This window comes from Microbulbifer sp. SH-1 (assembly GCF_011326135.1).
Lineage (GTDB): Bacteria > Pseudomonadota > Gammaproteobacteria > Pseudomonadales > Cellvibrionaceae > Microbulbifer > Microbulbifer harenosus.
The window spans coordinates 1,155,021-1,176,086 of the sequence record NZ_CP046948.1; the positions used below are offsets into that span (position 1 = coordinate 1,155,021).

General features: G+C 59.2%; 17 protein-coding genes. 10 read left to right on the forward strand and 7 right to left on the reverse strand.

Features of this window, described 5'->3' with window-relative positions:
- Positions 1–73: 73 nt before the first annotated feature.
- Positions 74–2,491 carry a phosphoenolpyruvate synthase gene (gene ppsA, locus GNX18_RS05160; RefSeq protein WP_166215888.1) on the forward strand — a complete coding sequence of 806 codons (2,418 nt, stop codon included), beginning with the start codon at positions 74–76 and terminating at the stop codon, positions 2,489–2,491.
- Positions 2,492–2,524: 33 nt separating this feature from the next.
- On the opposite strand, the gene GNX18_RS05165 is transcribed toward ppsA, so the two are convergent.
- Complete coding sequence (locus GNX18_RS05165; protein ID WP_166214646.1) at positions 2,525–2,713, reverse strand: hypothetical protein; 189 nt, start codon at positions 2,711–2,713, stop codon at positions 2,525–2,527.
- Here GNX18_RS05165 and GNX18_RS05170 point away from each other — a divergent pair.
- Positions 2,688–3,743, forward strand: a complete 1,056-nt coding sequence (locus tag GNX18_RS05170) for a TerC family protein (protein WP_240914248.1) — start codon at positions 2,688–2,690, stop codon at positions 3,741–3,743. The genes GNX18_RS05165 and GNX18_RS05170 overlap by 26 nt on opposite strands.
- Before the next feature lie 203 nt (positions 3,744–3,946).
- Here the strand turns inward: GNX18_RS05170 and GNX18_RS05175 are convergent, their stop codons facing one another.
- Both GNX18_RS05175 and GNX18_RS05180 read right to left on the reverse strand, forming a co-directional pair.
- Positions 3,947–4,294 (reverse strand): AzlD domain-containing protein, encoded by a 348-nt coding sequence (locus GNX18_RS05175; protein WP_138236334.1) that lies wholly within the window; start codon positions 4,292–4,294, stop codon positions 3,947–3,949.
- A gap of 28 nt (positions 4,295–4,322) precedes the next feature.
- Entirely contained in the window at positions 4,323–5,030 is a 708-nt protein-coding gene (locus GNX18_RS05180) for an AzlC family ABC transporter permease (protein ID WP_166215894.1), read from the reverse strand.
- Positions 5,031–5,334: 304 nt separating this feature from the next.
- Here GNX18_RS05180 and GNX18_RS05185 point away from each other — a divergent pair, with 304 nt between their 5' ends.
- From GNX18_RS05185 to GNX18_RS05200, 4 genes are all read left to right on the forward strand, one after another.
- Positions 5,335–7,002, forward strand: a complete 1,668-nt coding sequence (locus tag GNX18_RS05185) for a VRR-NUC domain-containing protein (protein ID WP_166215897.1) — start codon at positions 5,335–5,337, stop codon at positions 7,000–7,002.
- Positions 6,999–9,503 carry an ATP-dependent DNA helicase gene (locus GNX18_RS05190; protein ID WP_166215900.1) on the forward strand — a complete coding sequence of 835 codons (2,505 nt, stop codon included), beginning with the start codon at positions 6,999–7,001 and terminating at the stop codon, positions 9,501–9,503. The genes GNX18_RS05185 and GNX18_RS05190 overlap by 4 nt, the downstream gene beginning before the upstream one ends.
- A 2-nt stretch (positions 9,504–9,505) precedes the next feature.
- The gene (locus GNX18_RS05195) at positions 9,506–10,321 is read left to right on the forward strand and encodes a CLCA_X family protein (protein WP_166215903.1); all 816 of its coding nucleotides are present in this window, start codon (positions 9,506–9,508) and stop codon (positions 10,319–10,321) included.
- Positions 10,322–10,527: 206 nt separating this feature from the next.
- A complete protein-coding gene (locus tag GNX18_RS05200; protein WP_240914250.1) occupies positions 10,528–11,445 on the forward strand; it encodes a mechanosensitive ion channel family protein in 918 nt (305 codons plus the stop codon).
- Here the strand turns inward: GNX18_RS05200 and GNX18_RS05205 are convergent.
- On the reverse strand, positions 11,435–11,587 hold the full coding sequence (locus GNX18_RS05205; protein WP_166215906.1) for a hypothetical protein: 153 nt from the start codon (positions 11,585–11,587) through the stop codon (positions 11,435–11,437). The two genes, GNX18_RS05200 and GNX18_RS05205, sit on opposite strands and share 11 nt — an antisense overlap.
- 92 nt (positions 11,588–11,679) lie before the next feature.
- Here GNX18_RS05205 and modA point away from each other — a divergent pair, with 92 nt between their 5' ends.
- From modA to modC, 3 genes are read left to right on the forward strand one after another with little or no spacing between them, the layout of a single operon-like run.
- On the forward strand, positions 11,680–12,504 hold the full coding sequence (modA, locus tag GNX18_RS05210) for a molybdate ABC transporter substrate-binding protein (protein ID WP_240914251.1): 825 nt from the start codon (positions 11,680–11,682) through the stop codon (positions 12,502–12,504).
- Positions 12,491–13,183, forward strand: a complete 693-nt coding sequence (modB, locus tag GNX18_RS05215; protein WP_205828071.1) for a molybdate ABC transporter permease subunit — start codon at positions 12,491–12,493, stop codon at positions 13,181–13,183. Before modA ends, modB begins: the two co-directional genes overlap by 14 nt.
- Entirely contained in the window at positions 13,173–14,321 is a 1,149-nt protein-coding gene (modC, locus tag GNX18_RS05220; protein WP_166215908.1) for a molybdenum ABC transporter ATP-binding protein, read from the forward strand. The genes modB and modC overlap by 11 nt, the downstream gene beginning before the upstream one ends.
- A 10-nt stretch (positions 14,322–14,331) precedes the next feature.
- On the opposite strand, the gene GNX18_RS05225 is transcribed toward modC, so the two are convergent.
- The 3 genes from GNX18_RS05225 to GNX18_RS05235 all read right to left on the reverse strand — a co-directional run bounded on the left by GNX18_RS05225 (position 14,332) and on the right by GNX18_RS05235 (position 19,701).
- Complete coding sequence (locus GNX18_RS05225) at positions 14,332–15,138, reverse strand: TOBE domain-containing protein (protein ID WP_166215911.1); 807 nt, start codon at positions 15,136–15,138, stop codon at positions 14,332–14,334.
- A gap of 169 nt (positions 15,139–15,307) precedes the next feature.
- Positions 15,308–18,481, reverse strand: coding sequence for an efflux RND transporter permease subunit (locus GNX18_RS05230; RefSeq protein ID WP_138236341.1), 3,174 nt, complete (start codon positions 18,479–18,481; stop codon positions 15,308–15,310).
- Between the two features lie 5 nt (positions 18,482–18,486).
- Positions 18,487–19,701 carry an efflux RND transporter periplasmic adaptor subunit gene (locus GNX18_RS05235; RefSeq protein WP_166215914.1) on the reverse strand — a complete coding sequence of 405 codons (1,215 nt, stop codon included), beginning with the start codon at positions 19,699–19,701 and terminating at the stop codon, positions 18,487–18,489.
- Positions 19,702–20,074: 373 nt separating this feature from the next.
- Between GNX18_RS05235 and GNX18_RS05240 the strand changes: the two genes are divergently transcribed.
- Entirely contained in the window at positions 20,075–20,716 is a 642-nt protein-coding gene (locus GNX18_RS05240) for a TetR family transcriptional regulator (protein ID WP_166215917.1), read from the forward strand.
- The last annotated feature ends 350 nt before the right edge of the window (positions 20,717–21,066 follow it).

The following is a 21,066-nucleotide window of genomic DNA, read 5'->3' on the forward strand; positions in this document are numbered from 1 at the left end:
ACTATTTTGAGAAATACAAAAATTCCCCTAACTCAAGTGCAGATGTGCGCCATAATCCAAGAGCACTTTCCCTATGAAAGATCACCAGTACATTCGATGGTTCAAGGACATCGGCCTAGCCAATCTCGCCGAAGTCGGTGGCAAGACTGCCTCGCTGGGTGAAATGTACCGTTCGCTTCAGCCCTTGGGCATACGCGTCCCCAACGGATTCGCGATCACATCCGCCGCTTACCGCGACATGCTTGATCGCGCCTATGCCTGGGGGGCACTGGAATCGGTTCTGAAAACAAGTGCCGACGGTGATCCCGGTCAACAATACGATGCTGCCGAACAGGCGCGGAGCATCGTCTACGAAGCGGGATTGCCCGACGAACTGGTGCAGCAGATCACAGCCGCCTACATCGAACTGTGCGAGCAGTATGGGCCTGATTTGCGCGTAGCGGTGCGTAGCTCAGCCACAGCGGAAGATTTACCTGACGCGAGTTTTGCCGGTCAACACGACAGTTTTCTCAACATCGGTAACAAGGAAGGTCTGCTGGAGGCTTGTCGGAAATGTTTCGCCTCGTTGTTTACTGCACGGGCAATCAGTTATCGGGAAAAAAACGGGTTTGACCACTTCAAAGTATCGCTTGCAATCGCCGTCATGAAAATGGTGCGCGCCGATCTTGCCTCAAGCGGTGTGATGTTTTCCCTGGATACGGATAGCGGCTTCCGCGATGTCGTGTTTATTACTTCGGCATATGGCCTCGGAGAGAATATCGTTCAGGGTACCGTCGACCCAGATGAGTTCTATGTCCATAAACCGACGTTCGCCCTCGGGCATCGCTGTGTACTGCGCCGGCAACTGGGCGCCAAACAGCAGACACTAGTGTGCGATGACGATATCAACAACCAGAAACTGCACAATATCGACACCCCCGAGGTTAAGCGGGGCCGCTTTAGCCTGAGCGATGACGACGTATTGACCCTCGCACACTATGCAATTGAAACCGAAAATCACTACAGCGCGCGGCGCAGCGAGCACTGCCCGATGGATCTGGAGTGGGCCAAAGACGGTGACGACGGCCAGTTGTACCTGTTGCAGGCGCGCCCGGAAACTGTCGCCTCACGGAAACCGCGCAACCTGCTGAAACGCTATCACTTGCGCGACAAGCCGGATAAGGCTGCACTGTTGGCCAGCGGGCGCGCCATCGGCAGCGCCATTGCCAGCGGTACGGTTCGCCGCGTGGCCGACGTGAGCGCGCTGTCGTCATTCCGCGATGGCGAGATCCTGTTCGCGGAAAGCACCAGTCCCGATTGGGGCCCTGCGATGCGGCGCGCGGCGGCGCTGGTCACCGAGCGCGGCGGGCGCACCTGCCATGCCGCCATTGTTGCCCGGGAATTCGGCATTCCTGCTATTGTCGGTATCGGCAGTGACCACCAGCTGGACGACGGCGCTTTGGTGACGCTGTCCTGTGCCGAAGGGGATACCGGTCGAGTCTACCGCGGTGAAATTCCCTTTGAGGTGACCACCACCCAGCTCGACCAGCTGCCGACACCCAAAACAAAAGTGATGATCAATCTCGGCAGTCCGGAACAGGCATTCCGGTTGAGCGCGCTGCCCTGTAACGGTGTCGGCCTCGCGCGTATGGAATTTATTGTCAACGAATACATCAAGGCGCACCCGATGGCGCTGGCGTGTCCGGACAAGGTCCCGGAAGAAAGCGCGCGCCAGGCACTGAAAGCCCTGACCGAACACTATGCCAGTGGAGCCGATTTCTTTATCCAGAAACTCTCCGAAGGCATCGGTACCATCGCCGCCGCTTTTTATCCGCGCCCGGTGATCGTGCGCACCTCGGACTTCAAGACCAATGAATACGCACGTCTGATCGGCGGCAGCCACTTCGAGCCCCACGAGGAGAACCCGATGCTCGGCTTTCGCGGTGCCGCGCGCTATGCGCATCCCGCCTACGCGGAGGGCTTTGCGCTGGAATGCGCGGCACTCAAACGCGCGCGCGAGGATATGGGGCTGACCAACATCAAGGTGATGATTCCCTTCTGCCGTCGCATTCCCGAGGGCGAGCAGGTATTGCAGGCCATGGCGGAGCACGGCCTCAGGCAGGGCAACAACGGTCTCGATGTCTATGTGATGTGTGAAATACCGAACAACGTGGTGCAGATCGACGCCTTCAGCCAATTGTTCGATGGCATCTCCATCGGCTCCAACGACCTCACGCAACTGGTACTCGGTGTGGACCGCGATTCCGATGTCGTCGCGTTTGATTTCGACGAGCGGGACCCCGGGGTAATGGAAATGATCCGCCTCGCCGTGGAGGGCGCACAGCGCAATGGCATTCCCGCGGGTATCTGCGGTGAAGCCCCATCCAACTATCCTGAAGTGGCGGAGTATCTGGTGAAACTGGGCATCACCTCCATCAGCCTCAGCCCCGATGCGTTGCTGCGCACCATCGAAAAAGTGGTGGTAATAGAACAGCAGGAACAGGTCAGCTAGCAGCTATTGGCTGGGTCCGTATTCATTCAATGATCAGAGCGAGGCGATCACCATGCACGCAACCAACTGGTATCCCAAGCTCGCCAAATCAGCGGCGCGTTTCTGCGGTCGGCCAAAAATATTTGCGCCCGCCGTCGCGACCACCTTGCTATGGGCCATCGCCGGATAACTGGTAGATATGCTGGCAATACCGCCCATGATCTGGATCTGGATTGCATTCATCGCGTTTGTGCTGCTAATGCTGGCTCTGGACCTGGGTGTGTTTCATCGCCACGCCCACGAGGTTAATTTGCGCGAAGCGATGCTGTGGTCGGCGGTCTGGATAACCCTGGGTTTGCTGTTTTCCGTCTTCGTCTACTTTGCTTACGACGCCAAACTGTTTGGACTGGGTACCGAGCCCGACGCGGTCGATGGCCTGTTGAACAGCGGCGCCAGTGCCACCCAGAAATATCTACTTGGCTACGTGATTGAAAAGTCCCTCAGTGTGGACAATATCTTCGTCATCGCGATCATTTTCGATTACTTCCACATACCGAGAAAGCATCAGCACCGGGTACTTTTCTGGGGCATCCTCGGGGCACTGGTACTGCGCGGACTCATGATCGCGCTGGGCGCCAGACTGGTGGCGGAATTCCACTGGATTCTCTACTTGTTCGCGATTTTCCTGATTCTGACCGCGCTGAAAATGTTGCTGTTGACGTCGGAATCCCCGAAACCGGGCCGCAACCTTTTGGTGCGGCTGATCCGGCGCGTACTGCCGGTCACCGAGCGCTTGTATGGCCAGCGGTTTGTCCTGCGCGCATCTACCATTGCTGCGCTCTCGAAAGGGAGGCGGGATGGGCCGGATCCTGCGCTCGAACACGTGCAGCCGGGTAAGCTCCTGTTGACGCCGCTTGCGCTGGCACTGATCGTCGTCGAGACAACCGACGTGATTTTCGCGATCGATTCCATCCCCGCCATTTTTGCCATCACGGCCGATCCGTTCCTGGTGTTCACCAGTAATGTGTTTGCGATCCTCGGCCTGCGCTCATTGTACTTCGCCTTGTCCGCCGTTATCGCCAGGTTCCATTACCTGAAAACCGCGCTGGCACTGGTGTTGATAGTCGTGGGCATAAAAATGCTGCTGGCAGACTGGTTACATGCACTGGTCGGGTCACACTTCAATCTGTATCTGCTGGTGGTGGTGCTGGCGATTCTCGCATCCGGCGTACTGGTGTCCCTGATCGTAGAGAATCGCACCAGACAGAAATAGCATCCTGTGGATACAACGCGACAATATGAATGCGAGAGGGATTTTCCGATCCACAGCAATAGCCTCCCGAGCGCATAGTGACGGTCGCGGAAGATGTGCCGGTCCATTGTGCGGCTGGTGGACTGCAGGGGTTCCACCGTTAAAGTAAAGGTCACGCTAGGCACACTTTGACACATGGTCGCCGCAACACATTCGCCATCCCATCACACAATGGCATTTGCCAGGATGATCACCACCCCATAGGACGCGACACCGACAAACACCGGCCATCCCAGCGATCTGGTCCAGCGCCACACCAACAGGGTCACCATGGCACCCAGCGCCGTCGCGAGCCAGGATGCGAGGCCGGCCTCTCCCGGCACAAGCGATACTCCAAACATAGCCGCGATCATCAGCGGTCCAAGCACACTGAGCCAGGTGGGCATGGATTCCAGCGTATTTTTTGCTTTGCGTTGAACCAGATGGCGCTGCATCCACACCAGTGGCAGGGCCCGCAAAAGAAAGGTTCCAAGTGCGCATGCAAGCAACGCAACCCAGACACCAATGTTCATTCCGCTATTCATTCCCTGACCTCCCCCACTACCTGAGCGCGCCCATGCCGAAAAAGACCACAGCCCCAGCGACGGCTGCTACCGGAATCGCCGCGTTGGTCATACCCATCAGGGTAAACAACAGGGCAACCACTGCGGTACAGCCCAGTGCCAACGACCACAGCCACGACGTAAACCGCGGGGCCAGCAGCACCAGAAACAGCGCCGGCAACGCAAACGGCATAACGTCGCCAAGCAGCGGCCACTGCTGTGTCAGTTCCTTACCGGCAATGGCGCCCACTGCGGTACCGCCAATCCAGCTGAACCAGGCCACCAGCATTGCGCCGATAAACCATCCCAGGCGGTCAGCAGACGGCAGCTGCGGCAGCCGGGTATGGGCCAGTGCAAAGATCTGGTCTGTTAGACCATGCATCAGCCACGGCCACAAACGGCTGGTCGAAAGCCATGGCGCCAGATTGGGTCCATAGACGACATGGCGGGCATTGATCAGCAACGTCATCACCACGACGAACCAAAGAGGCGCGCCCGAGGCGATCATCGCCACAAACAAAAATTGCGATGCACCGGCATAGACCAGTGTCGAGATTGCCACCGCTTCCCAGCTGCTGAAACCAGACTGTAGCGCAATCAGCCCAAATGAAATGGCCACCGGGATATACCCCCCCAGCAACGGGATGGATTCGCGGGCCCCCAGAAGCGACGAATGGTAATTTGAGGTGGCGACTTGCTGGCTCACAGAGTGCCACCTTTATACAGGTCGACAATTGTGTTCAGGTTGCGGTCATGTCGACCGTCGCGGAAATGCCATCTCCTCGTGTCGAGAGACGAATTACTCACGGGTACCTCTTTGATTGTGTGGCAAAAGAAATGCTTTATATGAAAAATGCTCCGTGAAAGAAACACCCGGCTATCCATCTAACAGCCACAATTCATATGACCACTAACGGAATGTCCGGTCGCGATCCCATTTGTTCCCCTCGCCCAAGTGCTGTATAACCATCCAGTTTCATCCAGACAGCATCTGATCATACGCCGCAACCATGTCCGCCCCTGTTGAACTACCTTCAGACTATTACCTGGCGAACTTCCTCGCCCTCCTTGACTTCGTGATGTCTCGCTACGAGGACCTGCTATCGGCGGACGAGCGCGGGTTTTACGCAGATTTCCGAGCGCTGGATGTGGACAGCCAACGGCTGTACGTGCGGCTGCTGTCGCGCAAAGGCAGGCCCTCCGCAGCCGGCGCTCTGTTTCGCCAGCGCAAGCTCGCCTACGCCGAGATTGGCGACCTGCCTGCGGCCGCAGAGCGGCTGGTGCAGGTGGGATTGCTGCTGCGCAACCCCGATCTGGTGATTGCGGAAATTCTACCGCTGTTCAGCAAAGCGGAGCTGCTGCCACTGAGCGAAATACCCCTCCCCCAATCCGTCAAGCGGCCCGCGCTGGAACAGGCGCTGCTGGCGCAGGACATACCACCAGCAACCCTGCTTGCGGCCGAGCCGATTCTCGCGGTGCAGGCTGCCGCGCATTTTGACACATTCAAGTTGTGCTTTTTCGGCAACCTGAACCAGGACCTGACCGATTGGGTACTGCGGGATCTGGGCCTGTACCGCTATGAGCACTACCCGCTGGATCGCGAAAATCTGCCGTTCCAGAGCCACGCGCAAATCGAGCAACATCTCGGCTATTACGCTGCACTCGTGCACTTTGAGGAAGCCATTGAGGCAGGGGCCGATGCGATTGCGGCCCTGGCGGCGCAGCTCCCGGTAAACACGCAGCAAGACGCCACTCTGCAACGCCGACTCGACCGTCTGCGAGTCGCCATGGCCCGGCAACTGGAACGGCTGGATGCACTGGATGCGGCGGATCAGATTTACCGGGCCTGCGCGCACCCACCGGCACGGGAGCGGCGCGCACGCATAGCGGTAAAACGCGGCGATAGTCAGGCGGGGTTAGCGCTGTGCCGGGAGATACTCGCGGAACCTCTCGATGAAGCGGAAGCGATCTTCGCGGAGAGCTTCGGTTACCGCACCGCCAAACGGGAAAAAAACCTGCACGGATGGGAGGCGCCCGCGCGCTACCGACCGCCGACCGAGACTGTCGCCCTGCCCGCCGCCGCGGAGTGCGTGGAGCTACTGGCGGCAGCGTGGCTGCAACAGCTCGGCGATTGCCACTACGTAGAAAATACCCTGTTTAACGGCGTGTTCGGGCTATTTATTTGGGATATCGTGTTTGCGCCGGTTGCCGGGGCCTTCTTCAACCCGTTTCAGGTGGCGCCCAGCGATTTCCGCACCGCAGACTTCTATCGCACTCGCCGCACCGCGTTAGAGCAGCGCCTCGGCGAACTGGCGGATGAGCGTTTTGCGGAGCGGGTCTGGCGAAATTTTGATGCGAAATACGGTATCGCCAATCCGCTTGTCGCCTGGGAGGCGTTGTCCGAGCCGCTGCTGCGTCTGGCGCTCACGCGCATCCCCACGGCGCACTGGCTGGCACTGTTCCGACGCCTGCTGAGCGACATCACCAGTCACCGCAGCGGTCTGCCAGACCTGATCCTGTTTCCGGAAACCGGCAGCTACGAGCTGGTGGAGGTGAAAGGCCCCGGCGACCGGTTGCAACAGAACCAGCAGCGCTGGCTGGCATACTTCGCCCGCCACCGGATACCGCACCGGGTACTGCACGTCGAGTGGCAGCAGAATGACGGCAACCAGGCATGACAACGCGTGAGACACTAAAGCTGTCGGTGGGCGAGCTGGTGGCATTTTCCTGCCGCCGCGGCGATCTGATGGCCGACGCCCCCGCCGGCCCAACGGCGCAGGAGGGCATCCGCGCACATCAGCGCTTACAAAAAAAGCGACCGGCGGGCAGCGAGGCAGAATACCGGCTGCAAGTGGCCTGCCCGCTGGATGGCCAAACCGTACAGCTGAGCGGCCGCGTGGATATCCTGCACCCACTGCAGGATTTACATCGCCCGGCGCAACTGGATGAAATCAAGACCACCTACTGCGCGCCGGATAAATTGCCGGAGGCGGTGCGGGACCTGCACTGGGCGCAGTTGAAAATCTATGGTTTCTGCTATCTGCTGCAGCGCCAGGAGGAAACCGGAAAGCGCCCTGCCCCGCAGGATCGCCTGCTGCTGCAGATGCTGTGGTACAACCTCAAACAGAAAAAATCGCACCCGGAACGACGCGAATTCAACTGGCCGGAGCTGGAAGACTTTGCCCACAATGCCATGCGCACGTACCTGAACTGGCACCACGCCTGGCAGCAGCACCGGCTGGCGGTGCGCACCAGTGCGCGCGCTCTGGAATTCCCCTTCCCGGATTACCGGCCGGGCCAGCGCGAACTGGCCATTGCCGCCTACCGCTGTCTGCGCGACGGTGGCGAGCTGGTGGTAGAGGCGCCCACCGGCATCGGCAAAACCGTGAGCACGCTGTTTCCGGCCGTCAAGGCGTTGGGGGAAGACCATCTGGATCAGCTGGTGTATCTCACTGCAAAAAATTCCGGCCGCCAGGTGGTGCGGGAAACTACGGCGCGTTTGCAGGCCCTCGGACTTGCGCTGTCGCTGCTGGAAATCCAGGCGAAAGACAAAACCTGTGCCTGCCGCCAGGGGCTTTGCAGCCCGGACGCCGACGGTATCTGTCCGCGCACCGTCGGTTTCTTTGACCGGCTGCCGCAGGCCCGCCAGCGATTGCTGGGAGTATCACGTCTCACACCCGACACCCTGGCAAAAGTGGCAGACGAGTTTCAGCTGTGCCCGTTTGAGCTATCGCTCCAGATGCTGCCCTGGGTGGATCTGGTGGTGTGCGATTTCAACTATGTATTCGACCCTCTGGTACGCCTGAACAGCCTGCAGACGGGCGACCGGCGCCGCGCGCTGTTGGTGGATGAAGCCCACAACCTGAGTGAGCGCGCCCGCGGCATGTACACCGCCGAGCTGACGCGCAAAGAGAGCCGGCAGGCGGCGCGGGATTGCACGGGTCTGCCGACGCTACGCCGGTCGATACAAGCGCTGGTACGCGCGCTGGATCAGTGGGTCGGAGAGCGTACCGACGCCGAACGCTTTGCGGCAGGGGCGGATCGGGACAATACCGAGGTGTGGGTGTCGCCGCTGACTAATCCGCCTACGCAGAACGCCGACGCGAAGCATGTACAACGCCCCGAAAGCGTAATGATGGCCGCGCACAAAGTGATGGCCACAGTCAGCCAGATGTGGGAGCAATCGCAACCACCACCGGAGGAAATCCGCGAATGGCTGCACAATCTGTATCGGTTTCTGACCATTATTGGACTGCCCGCTCTCCAGCATCGCTGCCTGACCCGGAGAGCGCATCCGGATACGCCCTGGCAGAAACAGGCACTGAAACTGTTCTGCCTCAACGCCGCGGAGTATCTGCAGCAGTGTTACCAGCATTTCCAGGGCGTGATTCTGTTCTCCGCCACCCTCCGCCCCGCGGGTTATATTCTTCCGCAGCTCGGGGTCGCGGCAGATGCTCCCTACTTCGCACTGCCGTCGCCGTTCGTCCCAGAGCAGATGGGCACTTTCCTGTGCCCCTTTGTTGATACCCGCTACCGCGCGCGGGACAGTGCCGCCGATGCATTGGTGGATCTGATTGCGCGGGTGTATCAAAGCCGCCCCGGCAATTACCTGGTATTTTTTCCCTCCTACCGGTTTCTGCAACAGGTGGCCGAGCGTTTCTCGGCACAGCATCCACAAGTGGATATCATCCAACAGACGGCCGCCGCCGGCGAGCTGGAGCGTGCAGCCTTTCTCGAGCGTTTCAGCGAAAACCGCCGCAGCCTGGGTTTCGCCATCATGGGTGGCATTTTCGGCGAGGGCATTGATTATGTGGGTGAGCAACTGGTGGGGTGTATTCTCGCCGGGGTCGGATTGCCGCAGATCAGCGAGGAACAGGAGTTATTGCGACACGCGATGGCGAGCACGGGCGGGAATGGTTTCGATATCGCCTACCGCTATCCCGGTCTCACCCGGGTGCTGCAGGCGGCGGGGCGCGTGATCCGCACCGAGACGGATCGCGGCGTGGTGATTCTGGCGGATACCCGCTTTGCCGAGCCATTTTACCAACCGCTGCTGCCGGCGCACTGGCGATTGCAAACCTGCGCCACCGGTGAGGCGTTATCGAACGCACTCGGAAATTTCTGGGCCTCAGCCAAAGGTATTGACCTGGCACCCACACTCAGGGCGGAAGTTGAATAGTCATGGTATCGAAACGCGAGTTCTACCGCCGGGGCCCAATACACAGCGACAGACAGCGCGACGGCCCCCCTGTGAGTTTTGTAGATGTGCGACGGAAATTTGGTTTCCGCGCCATCAGCATCGGCCGCTGGGTAACGGAGGCGGAGCGCGACCGCGCCGCGGGATTGTTCTACGACGCCCTGGCGGACCTGATGTCGATCCTGCGCGGGCCGGAGATTCTGATCTCCCTGCGCGAGACCCTCGCCTTCCAGTACGGTATCGGCGGGCGGCCGGGCACCATGGCCTTTTACGAACCGGCCACGCGTACCTTTTCCCTGGCAAAAAATGCCGGACCAGGCTCCATCGCGCACGAGTGGTTCCATGCGCTCGATCACTACCTGGCGGACAAGGCATTCGCGGATGCAGTTGGCCGCCGCGAACCCAGGCATATCTATGCCTCCGATGCCTGGTTGCGGGACGCGACACCGGTTCCCCACGGTATCAACGATCTGCTGTTCGCCTGCTTCCGCGCCATCATGCTCGACGAAAGCGGGGAAAATCCTAGTGCGCTGTTCCGCGTTTCCTGTGCCGCGGACAAGGCCAATGGCCGTGTGTATTACAGCGACCCCGCAGAAATCTGCGCGCGCGCCTTTGAGGCCTTCGTTCAGGACGCGAGTATCAGCAACAACTTTCTGGTCGCAGGCACCAAAGCCAGCGAAGAAGCGCGCATGGGGCTGTATCCAACAGGCACGCACCGGCAGAACATCAACGACGCGTTCGAGCGCTATTTTTTCCGCTTGGGGGGTGCGCTGCGCGCGGAGCAATTGCGCATTCCCTAGAAAAACGACTGCGCGGGCGCCTCTCGACCACCTCCTGCCACCTGCTCACTGCATTTTCAGTGGTCCCGTTGCCCCTCGCGGCTTCCCTGGTTGCGGCAATTTCCTCCAATCAGCTACACTGCCGCCGGAATTAACCCACGCCAGCTGTGACCGCGCCATACTCTGATTCTCACCCCGGCGAATTGCGTTTGTGCCCGGAGAACACCATGCGATTGGCGACGCCTCTTCCCGATTACCGTATTACCGAGCCGTTCATGAGTAGCGATTTATTACGCCAATTACTGCACAACCAACTGGTCTGGAGCATTCTCCTGATTGTGGGTGTGGTGCTGGCGCGATACCTGCTCTCGCAGATGTTCAAGAATTCCAGCTGGGCGCGGCAGGATATCCGCCGCCGGATTCACATGGTGCACAACTTCGGCAACCTGGTGATGGTGGTCGGGCTGTTCGCCATCTGGGTCTCCGAGCTGCGGGATTTTGCCCTGTCGATCGCGGCGTTTTCTGTGGCGATTGTGATTGCACTGCGGGATGTGGTGCAGTGTCTGGTGGGAGGCATCTACCAGGCGAGCATGCGCTCCTTCACCATTGGTGACTGGGTACGTATCGGCGACCAGTTTGGCGAGGTGATCGACAACAACTGGCTCAGCACCACCCTGCTGGAAATTGATCCCCACGGCCTCGGCAACGGTTATACCGGCACCACGCTGTATGTGCCGAACAGCGTGTTCTTTTCCCAATCGGTAAAGAATCTCAACTTCATGCGCCGCTATATCGAGCACACCTTTTCCATCGTGCGCGAGAGCAAAGGGCAGAATCCGTTTGTGGTCAAGCAATTCATCACTGACCGCGTGCTGCAATACTGCGAGTCCTTCAAGGACGTGGCGGAACGCTACTGCAAACTGATTGAAAACCGCATGGGCGTGGAGCTCGCCAGCACCGAGCCGAAAATCGAGTTCCGCACCAGTGATATCGGCCACGACGTGCTGACCATCACCCTGTTCTGCCCGCGCGAAGCCGCCACCGAGATCGAGCAAAAGGTAACCGAAGACTTTTATCGTTTCTGGTACGGCAACACTGGCAGCAATACAGAAGCCGGCCAAGCCGCGGCCCCAGTCAAAAACTGAACGTCATCTGACTGTAGATATAGCTCGTGGGGGCGGTATTATCCCCTGCGTTATCGGCACTGTGCGCCGCATAGGCGTCGCCTTTATCCAGCAGCGCCAGGCCAAATTCCGTCTGCCACTGCTGCCCGATAGGAATCTGCACACGTCCCTATGCTTGATCTGGCCCGCTATATACATGACTATATAGCGGTGGCAGATTATTTAGCCACGCCTGTCCACTCAAGGAGAATTGAAGTGCGAAGGTCACTGTGGGGTATTGTCATGCAGCGCAACATGCTGGTGATGAAAGGTCTGCTTGCGCTTGCGGTGATACTGGCAGGCAGCGCGCGCGCTGACGAGCTGACCCTGGCCGTGGCTTCGAATTTCACCGCGCCGATGCAGGAACTTGCGCGGCAGTTCGAGGCCCGCAGCGGGCACAAGCTCAAATTATCCTTCGGCTCATCGGGAAAGTTCTTCGCGCAAATCAGCCACGGCGCTCCCTACCATGCGTTCTTCTCTGCGGATCAGGCGAAGCCCGCCAAATTGGTAGAGCTGGAACTTGCCGATGCCAGTAGCCGCTTTACCTATGCAGAAGGCAAGCTGGCTCTGTGGTCCCGGAAGCCCGAGCTTGTTGACGCCGAGGGTGAAGTGCTAAAACGCGGCGAATTCCGCAAACTCGCACTGGCCAACCCGAAGCTGGCGCCGTATGGCGCAGCGGCGGTCGAAGTGCTTCAGCACTTGCAGTTGGAAGAGCAAACCAGAGCGCACTGGGTACAGGGGGAGAACATCTCCCAGACCTACCAGTTTGTCGCGAGCGGTAATGCGGACCTCGGCATGGTGGCACTGTCGCAGATTCTGGAAAACGGAAAGGTCGCGGAGGGCTCAGCCTGGATTGTGCCCGCACAGCTCTACAACCCGATCCGGCAGGATGCCGTGGTACTGAAGCGCGGCGCCAACGCGCCAGCACTGCGTGAATTCTGGACTTACATACAGAGTGCCGAGGCGAAGGAGATCATCCGCGCCTACGGATACAGTACTCCGCCACAAGACGGTAACGGGCGCGATAATGCTGACAGATGACGACCTCGCGGCCATCTGGCTGACGCTGCGCCTGGCCACCACCGTTACAATCCTGCTATTGATTATTGGCACGCCTCTCGCGTTGTGGCTCGCAAATACCCGATCCCTGGCAAAGGGCCCCGTGAGCGCCCTGGTAGCACTGCCACTGGTGTTGCCGCCCACCGTGATCGGATTCTACCTGCTTATGTTCATGGGACCATCCGGCCCCATTGGCCAGCTTACCGAGACGCTGGGGCTCGGCACCCTGCCGTTTACATTTTGGGGGTTGGTGGTGGCTTCCGTAATTTATTCACTGCCGTTTGTGGTCCAGCCGATCCGCAACGCCATTGAGGCGCAAGGCGCGCGCCCTTCAGAAGTCGCGGCAACACTGCGCGCCAGCCCCTGGGACCGGTTCTGGAGTGTAACGCTGCCACTCGCCAAACCCGGTATTCTCACCGCGTCCGTATTGGGTTTTGCTCATACGGTGGGTGAATTTGGTGTGGTACTGATGATCGGCGGGAATATTCCCGGTGAAACCCGAGTGGTATCGGTACAGATCTACGATCACGTGGAAGCGCTCGAATACGCTCAGGCACACTGGCTGTCTGCGGTGATGGTCGGCTTTTCATTTGTCGTGCTGCTTGCACTGTACCTGTTGCAGCAGCGCAAATCTGCTTTAGGAACGCCCTATGGGATCTGATCCCGACCTCCTTACCTCACCGGCGACAAGGATTCGCGGGTATTTCCACCTTCCCCTGCCACGGGGTGACAACAAGCGGCAATTCACCCTGGACGTGAAGCTGGATATTCCGGGACGCGGTGTGACCGGCATCTTCGGATCCTCCGGCTCCGGCAAGACCACCCTGCTCCGCTGTATCGCCGGGTTGCAGTGTTGTAAAAACGGCAGCCTTTCGGTCAAGGGGGAAGTGTGGCAGGGAACGGAAAAAACACTGCCGGTACACCAGCGCCCGCTGGGGTTTGTCTTCCAACAACCCAGTCTTTTTCCCCACCTGACCGCTGAACGCAATCTGTTGTTTGCGCGCAAGCGTGCCTGGAAACCGGTGTCACCGGCGGAATATGAACAGATCATTGCACTGATGGGAATCGAGCATCTACTCGGCCAGCGGCCTGCGGCGCTATCCGGTGGCGAGCAGCAACGTGTTGCCATTGCTCGGGCATTGCTGATCAAACCCAGCCTGTTGTTGATGGATGAACCACTCGCGTCCCTCGACCAGATGCGCAAACGGGAAATCCTGCCCTATCTGGAAAAACTGCACCGCACGCTGGATATCCCAATACTCTATGTCAGCCATGCCGTCGAGGAAATTGCCCGCCTCGCAGACCACCTATTGCTGATGGAAGACGGCAAAATTATACGCGAGGGACTGGCATCCGCGGTTCTCTCGCGCACAGATTTTCCAGTCCCAATGAGCGATGACCTGGGAGTAGTGGTTGACGCGCGAATTGCCGAGCGCAGCAGTGAGTGGCACCTGGCACGGGTGCAGTTTCACGGCGGGGACTTGTGGCTGCGGGACAGCGGTGAGGCGATTGGTGAACCTATTCGCGTGCGTATTCTCGCCCGCGACATCAGTCTCTCCCTGGATGCCCATACGCGCACCAGTATTCTCAATCGGTTGCCGGTGCGGGTACAGGAAATAACGGCGGACAGCGACCCAGCCATGGTTTTGATGCGCCTTGAACCAAAAATGCAAAACGCCAGCACAACCACAGAGACGTGCCTGATTGCACGCATCACCCGCAGATCCCTACAGCAATTGGAAATCACGAAAGGAAGTGAACTCTGGGCGCAGATCAAATCCGTCGCCATTGTTCGTTAGCTACAGAAAATCACTCCATCATCAAAATCACGCTAGACGCCTTGAAGAAAGCACTGACCTCATCCCCCACCGCCAGCGCCATCTCATTCACACTTTCGTAGGTGATGATGGCACCGATGGATTTGCCATTGCCGAGATCGAGGGATACATCGCTGTTCACTGCACCCGGTTCGATACGGCTCACACGTCCGCGGAACTGATTGCGCGCGCTGGTTTTCAGGGCCGCCTCTTTGGCCAGGATGACCCAGGAGGCTTTGACCAGTGCCAGCGCGCTGATACCGGTTTCCAGGCCGAGCGTGCTGACACTTTCATTCGTGATTACCGCCACGAGAGGCTGCCCGGCACCGATATCTAGGATCACCTCGGCATTCACCGCACCGGCTTTGATCTTGGTTACCGTGCCGCGAAACTGGTTGCGCGCGCTAGTCTTCATTGTCATGGCTCCCGCAAATTCGGCAACGTCCGCAAACTCCCGCACCTTGCGCCCGAGGCGCTCGACAAATAGCGCGTGCTCTTCTTCCAGTGCGGAAAATCCGCGCAACACTTTTTCCCCCATCTCCGTGAGTGCAGTACCGCCACCCAGAGAGCCACCAGCACTGCGCACCACCAGCGGCGCACTGGAGAGATTGTTCATTGCGTCGATGCGATCCCATGCGGTTTTGTAGCTGATGCCCACCGCCTTTGCCGCGGCAGAGATCGAACCACACTGCGCAATGGCCCGCAGTAATTGCGCCTGCTGGCCGGCGAACGAAGCTTTGCCGTTGCCACCAATCGCGAGGTTGCCGTGTAGTTGAGAGTGTTCGGATTTCTTTGTCATCGCTGCAGTCTACCGGGTTTACGAGTGTAAATCTCACGGACAATTTGGAGCCCTGGAAAATAAAGCTACTGCCTGGCTGCAGTCATCGTGGAACAAAAAAGGCCGGGCTGCTGAAGCATTACCCGGCCAAGGTTTACAGTCTGGTCAATTCCGCCGCGGCGGTTTCCCGTTACGCGGTCTCTGTGCGCGGTTCGGGCGATTTGGTGTCCAGCGCGAGCTTAGCGGCAATATCTTCGCTGTCGCTCGCGGCCTGTTTGCCACCGAACAGTTTCTGCACCACCACAAAGAACAGCGGGATGAAGAAAATACCCAGCAGTGTGCCCACGATCATGCCCCCCAGCACGCCGGTACCGATGGCCTGCTGCGCGCCGGAGCCGGCGCCGGAGGCGATCGCCAGCGGCAACACACCGAGACCGAACGCCAGCGAGGTCATGATGATCGGGCGCAGGCGGTCGCGCACCGCGTGCATGGTGGCCTCAATCAGCTCCATACCCGCTTCCAGGTTCTGCTTGGCAAACTCCACAATCAAAATCGCATTCTTGCTGGTCAGGCCCACGGTGGTGAGCATGGCCACCTGGAAGTAGATGTCGCGTTCGAAGCCGCGCAGGTTGCTCGCAAGAATCGCACCGAGGATACCCAGCGGGGCAACCAACAGAACCGCGGTCGGTACCGTCCAGCTCTCATACAGTGCCGCGAGGCACAGGAACACGATCAGCACCGACAGCACATACAACAGCGTGGTCTGCGAGCCGGCCTGCTGCTCCTGATAGGAAAGTGCAGTCCACTCGAGGCCGAAGCCTTCCGGCAGCTGGCTGACAAGACGCTCCATTTCCGCCATGGCTTCACCGGAACTCACACCGGGTGCGCCCTGCCCCTGGATCTGTACCGCCGGTACACCGTTGTAGCGCTCCAGGCGCGGCGAGCCGTACTCCCAGTCAAATGTGGCGAAGGAAGATACCGGCACCATCTCGCCGTTGCTGTTGCGCACGGACCACAGACGGAAGTCTTCCGGGTTCATACGGAACGGTGCATCCGCCTGCATGTACACACGCTTGATACGGCCGCGGTCGATGAAGTCGTCGATATACTGACCGCCCCAGGCAACGCCGAGAGTGCTGTTGATATCGCCGATGGAAACACCCAGCGCAGACGCTTTGGCATTGTTCACTTTCAGTTTGAACTGAGGTGTATCCTCCTGGCCGTTCGGGCGCACGCCGGTCAACAGCGGGCTCTGTGCGGCCATTCCCAGCAACTGGTTACGCGCGTTGATCAGCGCCTCGTGCCCCTGGTTCGCATTGTCCTGCAGGTACATGGCAAAACCGGCAGAGGTGCCCAGTTCCGGCATGGCAGGCGGCGAGAAGGCGTAGGCAATCGCGTCCTTGATCTGGCTCAGGGCGCCCATGCCGCGCATGGCTACAGCATTGGCCTGCTCGGACTCTTCTTCGCGTTCATCCCAGTCTTTCAACTTGATGAAGGCCATCGCGTTGTTCTGGCCACTACCGGCAAAACTGAAGCCCTGCACCGAGAATACGGACTCCACCAGGTTGGCTTCATTGTTGAGGAAGTGATCCTCGAGTTTCTCGACCGATTCCATGGTGCGCTCCTGGGTCGCGCCCACCGGTGTCTGTACCAGCGAGAACAGCACGCCCTGATCCTCTTCCGGCAGGAAGGAACTGGGTGAGCGCACGAACAGGAATACCATCACCGCGCTCAACAGCACAAAGAGCACCATAAACCGGCCACTGCGGGCGAGAATACCGCGCACACCGCGCTGATAAGAGGCCGCGCTGCGGTCAAAACTGCGGTTGAACCAACCGAAGAAGCCTTTCTGGCTGCCGTGGGAACCCGGTTTGAGCATAGTGGCGCAGAGCGCCGGCGTCAGCACGATGGCAACGATCACCGAGAACGTCATGGCGGCAACAATGGTTGCCGAGAACTGGCGATAGATAATGCCGGTGGAGCCATCCATAAACGCCATAGGCACGAATACTGCCGACAGCACCACACCGATACCGATCAGTGCGCCGGTAATCTGCTTCATGGATTTCTTGGTCGCTTCCTTGGCAGAGAGTTTCTCCTCGTGCATCACCCGCTCGACGTTCTCCACCACCACGATGGCGTCGTCCACCAGCAGGCCAATCGCGAGCACCATGGCAAACATGGTGAGCATGTTTACGGAAAAACCGAGTACCGAAAGCACCCCGAAAGTACCCAGCAGTACGACAGGCACCGCGATAGTCGGAATGATGGTGGCGCGCAGATTCTGCAGGAACAGCAACATCACCAGGAAGACCAGGATGACCGCTTCCACCAGTGTCTGGATCACGCCCTTGATCGATACTTCCACAAACGGAGTGGTATCAAACGGAATCACCGTTTTCAGACCGGTGGGAAAGTTGGGGCTCAACTCCGCCAGCTTGGCCTTGACGGCCTCGGCAGTTTCCAGGGCATTAGCACCGGTGGCCAGGGAAATCGCCACACCGGTAGCCGGCGCACGGTTATAACGGGTCAGGAAGTCGTAACTCTCAGTACCCATTTCCACCCGCGCCACATCACCGAGCGTCAACACGGAGCCGTCGGGGTTCGCCCGCAGAACCACATTGCGGAACTCTTCCGGTGTCTGCATACGGCTCTGCGCGGTGATGCTCGCGGTAAGCTGTTGGCCGTCCACCGCCGGGGTGCCGCCGAGGCTGCCGATAGCCACCTGGGAGTTCTGGTTGCGCACAGACGTCATAATGTCGGTGGGCGTGAGCTTGTAGGCATCGAGCTTGTTTGGGTCCAGCCAGATACGCATGGCGTACTTGGAACCAAACACCTGGATGCTACCCACGCCGGGCACACGACTGAGCGGGTCGACGAGGTTGGACACCACATAGTCTGCAATGTCCTCTTTCTTCATGCTGCCGTCGGTAGACACAAAGCCCGCCACCATCAGGAAGCCGGCGCGCCCTTTACCTACCGTCAAACCCTGGCGCTGCACGATCTCCGGCAACAGCGGCATGGCCAGCTGCAGCTTGTTCTGCACCTGAACCTGCGCAATATCCGGATCGGTGCCATTGGCGAACGTCAGGGTGACTTCCGCCGTGCCGATGGACTGACTGGTGGCAGACATGTACAACAGGCCATCGAGGCCTTTCATATTCTGCTCGATCACCTGGGTGACCGAGTCCTCAATCACCTTGGCGGAGGCACCCGGATAGGCGCCACTGATGGAAACCACTGGCGGGGCGATATCCGGGTAGCGCTCTACCGGCAATTTGGATATCGCGAGGCTGCCAAACAGCATCACGACTATAGCGATCACCCAGGCAAAAATCGGGCGATCAATGAAAAATCCTGCCATCGCTATTACCCCTTGCTGGCGTCGCTCTGTGCTTGTTCGGTTTTGCGTTCCGCAGATTGATTGGATGGTGCAGGCAGATCCACCGGTGCTGGAGCGGCGGCCTCACCCGGATTCACTACCACACCGGGGCGAACTTTCTGCAGCCCTTCAACGATCACGCGATCGCCCTCCTTCAGGCCGCTTTCCACCAGCCAGGAACTTCCCACGGTCTGGGATACCTGCACCGGGCGCACCTCTACGGTGTTGCCTTCGCCCACCACCATCGCAGTGGTATTGCCCTTCGGATCGCGGGCAATGCCCTGCTGCGGCACCAGGATGGCGTTTTCACGCTGGCCACTGCCCACCGAGGCGCGCACATACATGCCCGGCAGCAGCGTGTGTTCCGGGTTCGGTACCACCACACGCAACCGCACACTGCCGGTAGTCGGGTCGACACTCACTTCAGAGAATGCGAGTTTGCCAGCGTGGGGATAGGGACTGCCGTCTTCCAGCAGGATGGTCACTGGCAGATCGTCGGTGCTCTCCATGGTGCCCGCTGCCAGCGCCTTGCGCAGGTTGAGCAGCTCGCTGACCGACTGGGTCAGGTCCACATAGATAGGGTCCAGCTGCTGGATAGTCGCCAGCGCGGTCGCCTGATTGGTGGTCACCAGGGCACCCTGGGTAACGGAAGAGATCCCAATGCGGCCGCTGATCGGCGCACTGATCCGGGCGAAATCCAGCGTCACCTTGCTGCGCTGCACCGCGGCCTTTGCCGCCGCCACATCGGCCTTGGCCTGTTGCAATGCGGCAACCGCGGAATCGTTGTCCTGCTTGCTCACAGCGCCGGTCTTTACCAGGGCTTGAGTACGATCCGCCTGCAGCTTTGCAACATTCAGCGAGGCTTGTGCTCGCTCCAGCGAAGCGCGGGCGCTGTCGTAATCCGCCTGGTAGCGGGCATCATCCAGTTGATACAGGGCGCCCCCCGCCTCTACCAGACCGCCTTCTTTAAACAGCTGGCTTTTGACGATGCCGTCCACCTGGGGACGCACTTCCGCCACCTTGTAGGGATTGGTGCGCCCCGGCAGTTGACGGGTCAGGGTGACGGGTTCGGTGGTGAGGGTAACGACGGTAACCTGTGGCGCGTGTCCCTGCATGGCCTGCTGTTCTTCTCCGCAGGCTGACAACAGTGCTACGACAAGCAACAGGCTGCCGGAGATCAGCGACTTCTTCTTCTGCAACATGACGACCTCGTAATTGCATCCATACCGGCGCCCAGGCAGGCACCACTGAAGATTAAATTCTTGATAAAAAACAGCGCCCTCGGCCTGGACCTGATGGACCAGTCCGAGAGCGATGCACTCAAACGACCGTGACGGGCTGACTGAATACCCGGTCAGTTCGAAAGAGAAATGAGTCACCAGACATATATGACTTAATGACGACTTGGCCCGAATTTAAATACATTCATGAATGAATATCAACTATTTATTCATGCGTGAATGTAAAGTAAGATCAACGCCGCGCTCACTGGCCCCTCCCGGGCCCGCTTGAACTTCCACGCAACTGGCCGAGCCGGTGTGTGGGCAGCCCACACCGATCAATCAGGTAGTAACAATGGCCAAACGCACAAAGGAAGACGCACAGGAAACCCGCGAACGGATTCTCGACGCGGCAATTGAAGTCTTTGACCAGCGGGGCGTTTCCCGCCCCTCCCTCTCGGAAATCGCCGAGTTGGCGGGCGTCACTCGCGGTGCGGTATACGGCCACTTCCAAAACAAGACCGATCTGTTCAGTGCTCTTGCCGATCGCATCCAGCTGCCAGACGAATCCCTCTGCCAGGCGCCGCAGCAGTCCTGCGACCCCCTCGGCGAACTGCGTACACGCTGGCTGTTCCTGTACCGGGAACTGATGGCCAATGAGCAGTTACGCAGAATTTTCACCATCATCCTGATGCGCTGCGAATGGGTGCCGGAAAACGGTGAGATCAACCAGCGCTGTGCCCAGGGGCACGCGGAGGGCACTGTGCGCCTGCGCAACCTGATTGAAAACGCCGTGTCCGTCGGGCAGTTGCCAGCAGACCTGGATATCCAGGTGGCGGTACCGGTAATACACGCCGGTATTCTCGGCCTGCTACAGGAGTGGCTGATGAATACCGAGGCGTTCAACATCGCCGAGGTGGGCGCCCGCCACGTGGAGGCCATGATCGAGATGCTGCAAACCTCCCGCCACCTGTGTAAACAGGCCATTCCCGCCTGATCCGCAGGGTCTGACCGGCACTTGCCAGCGGGCAACGGCGTGAGGGGGTATTGTGCAGGGCAAATATGGCCGTGGCGCGCGCCCTGTCGCAGAACAGTCTCGGTTGATCGAGTTTTGTGCACCGGCCCCGAGGTTTGCTGAAATTTTGAACACCCGTCAGTGGCAGACCGAGTAATTTCCCATCGACCACTCGCTGGTGGCGGCAAAAACGTTTTACGGATCAGCGCAAAGAGGACACCTTTCGCCTTGTATCGGAAGCATTGCATGCCTTTCGGAGCTTTCAGCCTTTATACTTGTCCTAAGCTATAAGTCGCCACTGCCCGGAAGCCCTCTTCCGGCCGTTCAGCCAG